The organism is Pedobacter jamesrossensis (assembly GCF_042650905.1).
GTDB classification, from domain to species: Bacteria; Bacteroidota; Bacteroidia; order Sphingobacteriales; family Sphingobacteriaceae; genus Pedobacter; species Pedobacter jamesrossensis.
This window is the reverse complement of record NZ_JBHSBY010000094.1, coordinates 1-11646: the sequence shown is the minus strand read 5'-3', so window position 1 is coordinate 11646 and position 11646 is coordinate 1. Positions and strand designations below refer to the sequence as shown.

The window sequence follows — 11646 nt, the reverse complement described above, 5'->3', positions numbered from 1 at the left end:
GCCACTTCGCTATGGTGATCTTTTAATCAGTTCCTTGATTGGGTTTCTATCCGTGTTATGGTTTGAAATAGTGAAATTGAGGAACAGAGTCGTAGGTGAAAAATCCATAAAAACTGATGATTGACTCTATGAGATAAGACATTGGTTTTTCTCCGTATGGGCGAAAGAGAGGGGATTTGATTTTTGACCTTAGAATTTTCAGCGGTGGTTGAGGTTATCACTCATTGGATTAAAAAAAGAGCATAATCTACCTTTTGATTCTCTGGAAGAGAACGTAACTGGCTAATTTATCGTTATATTCATAAAATGAATATGCCAAGAAAGCCAAGGATCAGCACGATGATTATTCCTCCGACTATTTCCTGTGCAAATATTTTTGGTATTTCCGCAAATGAACCCTCCCCAGGCTTTTGCGTTATCCCAAGTATAATTACAAAGAGAATAAGGCTAACTCCATCATTGAATAGCGATTCGCCGGAAATGATAGTGCTGAGCCTTGGCTCCAGCGAAATGAGTATATCATTGACAAAGCCTTTTAAGAGCCATAAGCGAGCAGATTGATAAAATCTGCTCATGCTGGATAAACCAGAGTAAATGACCCCCGTTTCGCTGGAAATAAATTTGTTATAAATGGTTGCTGGTTACAGTATTAATGATTTAGTGGAAGTGAGGACGTGAATTGGTTGGTTCACTTAACGTTTGTACCCTGCGTTTGAGTTTAAATAGTTAATTATTTTTCATTTTTAAGGAATCTTTAGCTCTTTTTTTGAAAAAACCGCGGAGTAAGAAGTTACTTTGTAACGCCTCCAAATCTTCGTCAAGTTTTTTGCTGCTTTTTTCCAGATTTAACATTATGGTTCTTACCTGTTGAGCGGTCGCGGCGTCATTTAACAGCAGTCCTGCAGCATTGTCTGATGTTTTAAGTTTTCCTGATGCCGCTTCCAGATTTGCGGCCATTACACTTGCTGATTGCGTGGTTTGTTGTAAGCTTCCAACTGATCGCTCTAATTTGGAAAACACTGCCGTGTCTGTTAGAAGCTTATCCATCAGTCCGTTTTTGGTATTCACCGTTTTGCTGAAGGCACTTAATTCCATAGCTGCCTTTGAGCTCGCAAGCGAAGTTCGATTTAAATTAGATACCATTGATTTAAAATTTTGTGCCAGTTGCTCATCGCTTAGAAGTGCTCCGGCAGCACCTTTCCCGTCAATTAAATTACGGGAAAGTATCTTGAAATCAGAGGTCACATCAACCAGGTTCTTGTTGTTCACCTGCAAAGTCTTCATAATATCGTCGGTTGAGAGCGAGTTATTTACTTTAAGCATATCTCCGTCTTCAACAAAAGGGAATTTTGGTGTTCCTCCAGTTAGTACTACAATCTTGTTTCCTATTAACCCATCAGCCCCAATGCTGGCCCCTGCGTCTTTATGGATGTATTTATGGACATCTTCCTCAATACTTAGCAGGACTTTTACCTGGGAGTTTCCATAGAAATCAATCTTTTTTATGGTTCCGATCTTTACACCCGAGAACCAGACGTTATTTCCTTTCTTCAAGCCCTGAATATCATTAAATACCACGCTTAGGTTAAAGCTCTTAACGAAGGTTTTCTTTTGACTTCCCAAGGTGAATATGGCTACTACAAATATCAGTATTCCAATGGCCAGGAAAATGCCAACCGTAATTTTTTTTCTATTATCGTTCATGCTTATTGTATAAAATTGTAATCAAAAAATGGTTGGGCCTGTTTGTCGCCCGTAGTAAAAATTTCATCAAAACTTCCCTGTCTGTCAAAACGCCTATCGACCAACATCGCCACTCTGTTTCCAACTTCTTTCGCGCAGGTGAGGTCATGTGTGATCACGATCGCACTGGTGTGATAGCGTTCCTGAACATCGTTGATGAGTTTATTAATCTCTTTTGAAGTTATGGGATCTAAGCCTGCAGTGGGTTCATCATAGAGCATGATTTCAGGTTTTAAAATCAAGGTCCTGGCAATACCAATTCTTTTGCGCTGTCCTCCTGAGAGCTCCGAAGGCATTTGGTTTATGGTTTGCGATAGGCCAACAGCGTCCAGCATTTCCTCTACCAGTGCATTCACCTCAGTCTTGCTCTTATTTCGCTCATTGCGAACCAAAGGGAATTCCAAGTTTTCCCGAACGGTCATGCTATCGTATAGCGCACTGTTTTGAAAAGAAAATCCAATTCTTAATCGAAGCTTTAAAAGCTCAGGGTAAGAAATTTCGTCTATTTTTTGTCCCAATGCGATAACACTTCCGCTATCGGGAGAAAGCAGGCCAACAATGATTTTGATTAAAACTGATTTTCCGGTTCCGCTTTTCCCTAAAACGACAAGATTTTCACCCTTATATAAATCCAAGGAAGCATTTTCTAAAACCTGATAAGCTCCAAATGCCTTATTTAACCCCTTTATTTCAATAACCTTTTCGCTTTGCGGATTTGTTATACTCTTTGATATCATAGTATGATTATGAATTAAAAAGACTAAAAATTTGTACGCATACAACCTCCTCTATAAAAATCAGAAACATGGCTGTAACGACCGCAGAATTTGCTGCCTTACCAACCCCTTCAGTGCCTTTTGAAGAGTGATATCCCTGGTAGCATCCAACTATTGCAATGGTAAAGCCAAATAAGATCGCCTTTATCGTAGATGCGATAATGTCTAAAAAAGTTATACTCTCCAGCGCACTCTGAAAGAAGGTTGTTGCACTTGTGCCCTCATTTACAGATACATTCAGCAGTGCGCCAAGCATGCCGACCATTGCAGTATAAAAAGTTAGAATAGGCATGGTGATGGTCGCAGCCAAAACCCTGGTAGCGACCAGAAATTTAAAAGGATTTGTTGCGCTAACCTCCATTGCATCGATTTGTTCGCTAACTTTCATAGACCCGAGCTCTGCACCAATGCTTGAGCCTACCTTTCCAGCCGCAATAAGCCCGGTTAAGAGCGGAGCAAGGGTGCGAAGTAAAGCTATGCCTACCAAAGAGGGTAACCAGGATGTGGCGCCAAATTCTGACAGAGAGGGTCTGGACTGCTTGGTGAAAACCAACCCGGTTATAAAACCAGTTGTGGAAATCAGTAAGGCAGACCGGTAACCAATCTCATAACATTGCCGCATGAGTTCCTTAAATTCGTAAGGCGGAAGAAAAGCTTCTTTGAAGAATCTTCCAATAAAACCAAAAACATTATATAGTCCAATGAACCAGTTGGCAAGTTTACCTTTGGCATTGCCACTGTTATCTTTATCTATTCCCATCTTGGAGCATTTGTGTTTTTAAGACTATTCTTCAAAACTTCTTTCTCTTTTTGTATTTTGTATTGAGTCATAATGAGTGCATCGGCAGGGGATAAACTATTGTACAAAGCAAGATAGGTTGCCATCAGATCTGAATTGGTTTTTTTAAATTCGGCATTACTAATTTTCCCTTCCTTTAGCTTTTTTTTCAAGGCAATTGGTTGATTTAGAATTGATCTGGTCGAATCGATGATTCCTGAACTTGATAATGTTATCCGTTTTTTAACCTTATCAACCCTAGAACCCTTATTGGAATTGGAGTTGTGGCAGCCAATACCAAAAATCGACAAGGGTACTATGAATTTTACGCTCATTAATACAATACAGTTAGATTCAATAATTGTTTGCCGATGGCTTCTTTGAATGATTTTTTTTAGTGTAGTGTTGTGAAATAGAGGTGTTGAACTGTTTTTTAAGATGTATTAAGTGTCAATAGTGGCCGCTTGTGCTGGCCGGCATCGGTTGATCCTTACAGCACTCCTATAAGGTCGAAGCGAAATATTTATATCGGCTGAGAAATGAAAATACAACTAAGGATGTTCTAAAATAATACTATGCCTTTATAAGGATTTACAGCTGAAAGAGAAAGTGTAGGAGTTCGATACCATCAGTATTTTTTTACTCCAAAAAACTTGTGATAATATGTTATGAACCTACCTAAATACAACCGTTTTTGAGAATCTTCAAAGCTCTGTTGTTACAAATAACCTTTCTTCCATCGATAAAATATACCTTTTTAATTTTACTTAGAACTTCCTAAATTTAACGGACTTTAATTTTCTAGGTATCCAATTGCAAATCGGATCCAATCCGGTACAGTTTTATCCAAATAGATATCTGGCTGTATTCCTATATTGTCGATTGGGTAATCAGGCAACCTTAAACTTCTATATGTGGGTATTATTAATGGAAACCCGTTATAGGAATAGTTAGATATATATGCATTTGCATAGTCCAATACACCCTGTGTCGGTGTACCTATTACTTTTACCTTTTGACTTTGTTTCGCCAATAGTAGTAATGCTTCTGCGGAACTCCCAACCTTCTTATCTACCAGAAAAACAATTTTTTTGGGACTTTTCGCAATTGGTTCATAATTATTTACATCTACTTTTTCTTGACCTGGGTTTAAAACAAATTTACCCAAGTTCTCTTTGTAATAGATTAGTTTTTCTTTGAGTTCTGACTTTTGAGATTTATGTTCTTCATCAATAGGCAACCCTTTAGAATAGTTTTCAATTCCTGAAATTAAAAAACCAGTTATTAAGTGCTCAACATTCATACTTCTTGTTTTGCCCGTCATAATATATGGGATTAGTGGGGCAAAGGCATCAGTTGTTCCACCACCGTTACCTCTTAAGTCTATAATTAAATTTTCAGATTCTTCAAGAAGTTGACTATTATCTTTTATCAATTTTGCAATTTTTTCAACGAAGGAATAATCAAATTTTTCAAGTTTAAGGAGTGTAGTTTTTGGAGTTAGTTTTTCTATATATAAGCCTAGCAACCTATCGAGCCTATTTTTTATTTCGATCGTATCTAAGGTATTTGCATTATCTTTTAAAAAATAGTGCCTTGTTTTATTGAAAAATAATGTCTTTGGATTTTTAAGTGTGTAGGAATCCTTAAAATATGATGTATCGTTATTGTGATAATTTCCCTGGTGATTTGTATCCAATGAAAAAAGAATATCATTTGGTTTCCAGTAAGAATCTCTTGCGGAAATAATCAATGCTTTGTAAGAATTACTTTCAGTTTTAATAATGCCAACTTTAAAGTCTTCATTCTTCCATATACCCTCCAATGAGTCCTTTGAATTTATTATTTTTTTATGCCAGTTATATCCAGGTTTTATGATTTCTTTCTTATCCATCTTACTCCTTTGTAAATAGGAGGAATTATCTACAATAAAAAGATGACCATCTCTGAAAAACGTTAGATATTCTTTTAATATCGCTAAACACTCATTGGCGTTACAGATTGACGATTTGTTTATCAGATTTTTCTTAAAATAGTTATAGGCAATTTTATTCTTTGTTTTTTCACTAAAGCCTGGGTAGTCACTTTCAACTACCACTATGAGTTTTTGCAACTCCTTCTCACAATCGTTTTGCGCATGAGCCCAAGAGAACGGAGATAATATAACAATGATAAATAGAAATAATAAGGTCTTTTTCATTTTTGTGCAGTTAAAGCACAAAAGAAACTAAATAAAATATTTAAAAATTGTAAAAATCATTCAGCTGCGCGCTCATTGTATATCCAAGCTAAATTGTCCTGATGGATAGAAAGTCTTTTTATCAATTCCTTCGGTGTGTTTCCCGAAAAATTTTTGAAGTCTTTAATAAAATGAGCCTGATCGAAGAAATCGTGGGTATATGCAATATTTGAGAGTGATTGTTTTGAATCAGTTATATCGGTTAGCGCATTCCTAAATCGAATTGTTCGCAAATATGATTTAGGGTTTTGTCCCAAGTGATTTGTGAACAATCGAAACAAAGTAACTTCGCTAATTTTAAGTCTATTTTTGAGTGTCCCTATGCTCATTGAGTTTACTTTGGTATCTGAGATTAGAAAAATCGCTTCTTGCAATTTCGGAGATATCTCATTTTTTAGCTCGTTCATCAATACGTTTTCAAGTATCTCAGCTCTCAGTTTTAGATCATCTACTGCAAAAATACTATCTATAATTTGATTGGATTTAAGACCGAATATTTCCTGGAAAACTGAATCCGATGATAGTAACGAGTTGTAAGGTTTTTTTGTGAACGCTCGTAATGACGAAGGATTGAACAAGATGCAAATTTGGTCTAACGGAGAATAAATTTCAACTTCAAAAGGTCTGTTATGAAAACCATAGAGCCTGCTTACAAAACCTTTCATCCCTTTATAGATGAGGCATTGGTTGCTTTCAGGCGTTTTCTGGTAATCAATGCTATTCTCTTTATAAATAGAGAGACATAAATTATTATTAGGAAAAGTGGTATATCTTAGAGTTTGATCAGAATCTTTTTTGAAAAATAGAAAATATTGGATATACCGTTTTAGAATTTCATTTTTAGGCTTTATAATAACTGACTGCATTGTTACAACTTTTGTTAAAATTACTGTAAACTATTTATGCATTAAAATTAATTTTAAATGTAGAGTTTAGATTATCATTATACCGTTTTTCGATAATTGATTTGGATCAAAAATCTATACTGGTAATTATCCAGAGGAATGGTGGTAAACCCACTATAGAGCGGAATAACCATCATCAAATACTTGATAAGTATGCTCGAGAACCCTAGTAACATCAAATACCAAAGGTGATGTCCTTTTATCGAGTTTATCGCCAGCTTATTTTCTTTCAAGCGTTTTTATGGATAAATTCAAAATATCCTCTACGAAGTTTTTTTGGACATTTACTTATGCCTGCTTTTGAAAGAATCAAAAATAGTCGTTGTGGTCACTTCTTGGTATTTAACAGTATTTATTTAAAGCAAAAATATATATTTGTAGCCGCTCACTAATCAAGGCTCATCCCACCTGTGATTTGTTTCCGTGAATTTCTACCATAAAGTTATTCAACGGGTATCATATTGGATGAGTTATGTACCGAATGAAGAACAATAAATCTGCTTTTGTTAAAAGTCAACGTGCCATTTTCCCTTTAATATTATTACTTGCACTAATTAATTTTTTCTATAAACTTCAGTTAACACCTGAAGGATTGAAGTCCAGAGATAATTTGTGGAGTCCAACATGGCTTTTGTTTGGGCCACTTTTGTATATCGTTGTGTGTAAGAAGGTCACATACCGGAGATTTCTATTCCATTTATTACCGTTCTTTTTAACACTTACTCTATTTGCTATCACATTAGCGACTACCCATTTCGAGCATCCCTGGAATTCAGAATTATATTATTACTATCAAAATTCTTATATCATTATCTCAATCTCACTTTTTTGTTATTCTATTGAGGTATTACGGCTAGTAAGAAGACCGGGCTTTGTGCTTGATGGAATAACTGAGCTTGCGATTATAATAGCGCTGATTTACTTTTTGATAGCCTTTCTATATGTGATGATGTACGCGTGCTGGGGGTTTTTAAGTGTTGATATGGGTATTGATTTTAGGTTTTTGACTTATGGACTCTTGGGTATACTCGTGATATTTATCGCTAAGTTCAAGATAAAACACAGACAAGCTTTTTCTGCTGAAACCACAACTCAGACATTGAATGAGGTACAGCGAGAAATAGGTGACGAAAAAATAGTAGCATATAAGGCAAGCCTAGAAAAAATTTTTCAGGAAACAGAGATTTATCTCGACCCTGATCTGAGCATCGAATCATTGTCGAAAACGCTTAACATTCCTAAACACTATTTTTCCAGAATTTTTCGAAATTATGATACTCGCTTCTATCCTTATGTTGCGCAGTTCCGGGTAAATTATGCGGTGAACAGATTGCGAACCGATGGAGCTAGGTTAAAAATAGATTCTCTTGCTCACCAATGTGGATTTAATTCCCGGACATCTTTTCTTAAATATTTCAAACGCTATACAGGACTTACACCAGAGGAGTTTCTTAAAGACGATTCAAAAAGCCTTATCTAAAGAATGATTCTACAGTTTTTACTCTATACGATAATAATATTATCTATAATTAACATTTGCATTATTGCTGTTGGTAAAAATAAAGAGTTGTTTGAGAAAGTTCTTTTATGGGAAAACTTATTTGTTCTGGTACATATAAGTTATGTTTTTATAATAGGCTGGAATACATCCAAATACTACGGTGTGAAACAGATGGTTCCCTTTCCTTTAATCTATGGTCCGTTGCTATATTTAGCTCTTCGTGTACTTGCAGAAAATAAACTGAATCCTGTTAATATAGTAATTCATTTTTCTCCCTTTATTTTTTCAGGTATCTGTTTCATTTTCGCTATTTTTAAGTCTAGTGAATCTTTTGATACCTTCTACACGACAATCAACGGTGTATCATTCTGCCTTTCATTTGGAGGCTATGCAATATGGGGTATGAATTTTTCTTCTAATAATCACATTAAAAGATTTTTTATCAAATATTTATTTATTCTTTCTTCAATTATCCTTCTAATTTTCTTATCCTTTCTAACAGCAGTAATACTTTTCAATAAACCATTATTTGATGCCAATTTTTCCCCTGGAACAACAGTCAGATTCCTGATGTATACCTGCTTTTTGGTTCATTTGATTACTGTTTTTTATTATCTTCAAAAAAGGGAAAAAATCCAGCGTGAGATCCTAATGTCTTCAGTTACAATTCCTCTCTCAGAGCCGCAAAAACCTAAATATTCGAAATCACTTCTAAAAGATGACTATCAAACTAGTTACGTGAAGCGCTTGGAAAATTTAATGTCTGAAAATCAAATCTTTCTCGATCCTGACCTCTCAATTGAAAAGCTGGCAAAACTTCTCTTCATATCTCCCCATCATCTATCCCAAATTCTAAACCTTAATATGGGGACAACCTTTTATGATTTTGTAAATCAGGCAAGAGTAGAATTTGCATGTGAATTAATTAGAACCGATGCCCTGCTATCAGTCGAATCTTTAGCTAGACAGTCTGGTTTTAATTCCAGAATATCATTCAACAGACAATTTAAAGTTGTCACAGGAATGACGCCTACACAATTTAAAGCCCATCAATCCAGTTAAATGTCATTCCTTGGGCTAATAAAGGGGAATAAGTAACAATAAGCGGATGTAACAATTCTTTGGGATGAAGAGTAGCCCAACAGATTGTTACACGAAATTTCTATGCAAAACTAATTTTGCGTTAGAATTGAAAAACGCATCTATGTCCCATTATTACAAACGCCTGAAAACAGTCTTTATTGTTCTCGGCATCTTAGTCAGTACGCAAGTTTTTGCAGACGGCTCTAAAAATCTTTATCCTTCAACGGCAAATGGTGGGAGAGCTAAACTCCGCTCGAGTACGGTTTCCTCGGCTTCCTATCCTTTTCCAGGACTTAACGCACACTTTGCTTATGCTAAAGAAGGTGAACTTATCACCATGGCCAGCAGCGAAATGGGTCTTGGAAGTGCGGCCATAAGAATGACGGCTCCCGATGGAACGATTACAAATTTTACGGGTTCAGCAAACGGACTAATATCAAACAGAACCGCTGAACTTGCAGGACCTCGTCAGCCTGGTATTGTAGGCGGAAACTTTTATACGCCAGTATACTATGCGGTACCTTCGGGTGGGGCTGGATTATATAAAATCGAATTCATTGCAGGAGGTGGAGCAGCAGCAAATAATACAACAGGAAGGGCGGATATTGCCGCAACAGATAACTGGGTAAATAATGGTGCAGGTAGTGCGCTGCTATCAGCCTGGGATGTTTCCATATTTTCGAATAATACTTCAACTGGTGCACTCATACCAGGGCGGGTTTATGCAAATATTCTTACCCTAGATATAAATGCGGGTTCGGCCTTCCCAGCAAATAGGAATTTTTACGGAATCATGTATGTGCTGACTAAAGATGGCTTCGTATATAGAACCAACAACAACGGTAATAATGGAATCAGTTTTACTTTCTTTGTCAATAACAAAGGACTGGTAGATGCTACTGATCAGCCCAAGTACAAAAGTGTCAATACGACTACAGGCATTGCCTCTCAGATTCAGGATCCTAGAAATTCCGATACCCAATCTTCCATCACTCATAAGATGTTTTACACGCTCCCGGCATCTGATTTGCCAGCACTTTCTTCTGGTGCAGTTCCTGGGGGAACCACTTGGTTGAAAAACGCAAGGTTAAATCCAGAGGTTAGCAACCTGAATATTGTCGGTATTGACGGAACAATAGGGCAGGTGAGCAACAAAGGTGGCAATGTGATTTTTGATGCGAACTTAGCCGGCAGATACGCCATTAAAATTATCAGTACCAGGCCTGTTGGAGATCCGCTGTATTTCCCAACCAGAACATTAAGCGGAAATGCACTGTCAGGCTCAAATTCCGTGGTATGGGATGGGAAAGATGGTTCGGGGACACTTCTACCTTCAGGTTCTATTCCTGCAACTCTTACTGTGCAGCTTCAGGGAGCAGAAGTTCATTTTCCATATTTTGACATGGAAGTTAATCCAAATGGTTTGATTCTTGATTTATTGGCTGCAGACAACTCAACCGTGCAGTCAAACGTTGTTTACTGGGATGATTCAGATATTACGGTCAGTGATGTTCCCTCAAGCCCTATAAATGCAAGCCAGTTTGACATACCAGCTGGAACTTCAAGTGCGACAAACGGGCATAAGTGGGGAACAGTAACAAGCCCCACCTCGGGCACTTTCGGAGATAATAAGTCTATGGATACATGGACTTTTATCCTTGGTACCGAGGAAACCCTCAACCTTCTTGTAGAGGTGAAACAAGCCGATCTTGAAGTGGTCAGTATTACTCCTTCTGCAAGCACTATCGCCGCCAACGGAACTGTTAATTATACGGTTGTTACGAGAAATAACGGGCCAAGTGATGTAACGGGAGCTCCGTTCTCTTTTACCGTGCCAGCGGGCTATGAGATAACCAATGTAGTGTCAACCACCTCATGTGCAGCAGAGGTAGAGAATGCTATTTCTGCAGATAAATTCACTTATAATTCCAAACTTTCCCTTGCTAATGGCTGCTCGATAAGTTATGTGGTTTCCGTTAAGGCAATTCCATCAGTTGTTGCGGGAAGCGCTCTTAATGTTACTGCAACGATCATGCGACCTAACGATGTAACTGATCCTGATGCGACAAATACCTTGGCGAACGTTCCGCCGACTAATCCACAATTTGAGTGTACAAACAATGGACTGGGCGGTAGTTGTAACAATATTAAAACCAGTTCTGCGGTACTTGTAGTTAATACAACTCCTGTATCCCTTCCCGATTTAGGCACTACTCCTGAGGATGTAACCTTAACGGTTCCTGCAGCTTCTGGTCTTCTTTCGAATGATATAGATGCTGATTTGAATACTTTGTCAGTTAGCAAATATACTATTGCAGGGGTAGACCATTCAGCAGGAACAGCATTTTTGATTCCAGGCGCAGGAACAATTACTATAAATGCCGACGGCGGCTATACGTTTGTTCCGGTAGCGGATTTCAATGGTGCAGTGCCCGTGATTACTTATACGGTAAGCGATGGAAATGGAGGTACGGTCACCAACACCCTTACGCTGACGGTTACCCCGGTAAATGATGTTCCGGTAGCAGTATCACCAGCAATCACTACACCGGAGGATTCACCTCAGAACGGTACAATCACCGTTACGGATATAGATGGCGGAACGCCTGTATTCAGCCTGA

10 protein-coding genes are annotated in these 11646 nt (G+C 37.5%); 3 read left to right on the top strand and 7 right to left on the bottom strand.

Features of this window, described 5'->3' with window-relative positions; translation table 11 throughout:
• Nucleotides 1-299 precede the first annotated feature (299 nt).
• From ACFOUY_RS09905 to ACFOUY_RS09875, 7 genes are all read right to left on the bottom strand, one after another.
• Nucleotides 300-575, bottom strand: coding sequence for a cation:proton antiporter domain-containing protein (locus ACFOUY_RS09905; RefSeq protein ID WP_378960357.1), 276 nt, complete (start codon nucleotides 573-575; stop codon nucleotides 300-302).
• Nucleotides 576-726: 151 nt separating this feature from the next.
• Nucleotides 727-1704, bottom strand: a complete 978-nt coding sequence (locus tag ACFOUY_RS09900; protein ID WP_378960355.1) for an MlaD family protein — start codon at nucleotides 1702-1704, stop codon at nucleotides 727-729.
• Nucleotides 1705-1706: 2 nt separating this feature from the next.
• Entirely contained in the window at nucleotides 1707-2480 is a 774-nt protein-coding gene (locus tag ACFOUY_RS09895) for an ABC transporter ATP-binding protein (protein WP_378960354.1), read from the bottom strand.
• 7 nt (nucleotides 2481-2487) lie between these two features.
• On the bottom strand, nucleotides 2488-3279 hold the full coding sequence (locus ACFOUY_RS09890) for an MlaE family ABC transporter permease (RefSeq protein ID WP_378960353.1): 792 nt from the start codon (nucleotides 3277-3279) through the stop codon (nucleotides 2488-2490).
• A complete protein-coding gene (locus tag ACFOUY_RS09885; protein WP_378960352.1) occupies nucleotides 3270-3632 on the bottom strand; it encodes a hypothetical protein in 363 nt (120 codons plus the stop codon). Before ACFOUY_RS09885 ends, ACFOUY_RS09890 begins: the two co-directional genes overlap by 10 nt.
• Before the next feature lie 458 nt (nucleotides 3633-4090).
• A complete protein-coding gene (locus tag ACFOUY_RS09880) occupies nucleotides 4091-5497 on the bottom strand; it encodes a S41 family peptidase (protein ID WP_378960350.1) in 1407 nt (468 codons plus the stop codon).
• Between the two features lie 56 nt (nucleotides 5498-5553).
• The gene (locus ACFOUY_RS09875) at nucleotides 5554-6402 is read right to left on the bottom strand and encodes a helix-turn-helix domain-containing protein (RefSeq protein ID WP_378960348.1); all 849 of its coding nucleotides are present in this window, start codon (nucleotides 6400-6402) and stop codon (nucleotides 5554-5556) included.
• 520 nt (nucleotides 6403-6922) lie between these two features.
• Here ACFOUY_RS09875 and ACFOUY_RS09870 point away from each other — a divergent pair.
• The 3 genes from ACFOUY_RS09870 to ACFOUY_RS09860 all read left to right on the top strand — a co-directional run.
• Nucleotides 6923-7921, top strand: coding sequence for a helix-turn-helix domain-containing protein (locus ACFOUY_RS09870; protein WP_378960347.1), 999 nt, complete (start codon nucleotides 6923-6925; stop codon nucleotides 7919-7921).
• Between the two features lie 3 nt (nucleotides 7922-7924).
• The gene (locus ACFOUY_RS09865; RefSeq protein ID WP_378960346.1) at nucleotides 7925-9004 is read left to right on the top strand and encodes a helix-turn-helix domain-containing protein; all 1080 of its coding nucleotides are present in this window, start codon (nucleotides 7925-7927) and stop codon (nucleotides 9002-9004) included.
• Nucleotides 9005-9146: 142 nt separating this feature from the next.
• On the top strand, nucleotides 9147-11646 hold a 2500-nt coding region (locus ACFOUY_RS09860; protein WP_378960345.1), incomplete at its 3' end, for a cadherin-like domain-containing protein.

Excerpts from the sequence above, each read along its gene's own strand:
- ACFOUY_RS09890 (WP_378960353.1), bottom strand. The coding sequence starts at position 3,279 with ATGGGAATAGATAAAGATAACAGTGGCAATGCCAAAGGTAAACTTGCC.
- ACFOUY_RS09905 (WP_378960357.1), bottom strand. The coding sequence starts at position 575 with ATGAGCAGATTTTATCAATCTGCTCGCTTATGGCTCTTAAAAGGCTTT.
- ACFOUY_RS09885 (WP_378960352.1), bottom strand. The coding sequence starts at position 3,632 with ATGAGCGTAAAATTCATAGTACCCTTGTCGATTTTTGGTATTGGCTGC.
- ACFOUY_RS09880 (WP_378960350.1), bottom strand. The coding sequence starts at position 5,497 with ATGAAAAAGACCTTATTATTTCTATTTATCATTGTTATATTATCTCCG.
- ACFOUY_RS09900 (WP_378960355.1), bottom strand. The coding sequence starts at position 1,704 with ATGAACGATAATAGAAAAAAAATTACGGTTGGCATTTTCCTGGCCATT.
- ACFOUY_RS09870 (WP_378960347.1), top strand. The coding sequence starts at position 6,923 with ATGAAGAACAATAAATCTGCTTTTGTTAAAAGTCAACGTGCCATTTTC.
- ACFOUY_RS09895 (WP_378960354.1), bottom strand. The coding sequence starts at position 2,480 with ATGATATCAAAGAGTATAACAAATCCGCAAAGCGAAAAGGTTATTGAA.
- ACFOUY_RS09865 (WP_378960346.1), top strand. The coding sequence starts at position 7,925 with ATGATTCTACAGTTTTTACTCTATACGATAATAATATTATCTATAATT.
- ACFOUY_RS09875 (WP_378960348.1), bottom strand. The coding sequence starts at position 6,402 with ATGCAGTCAGTTATTATAAAGCCTAAAAATGAAATTCTAAAACGGTAT.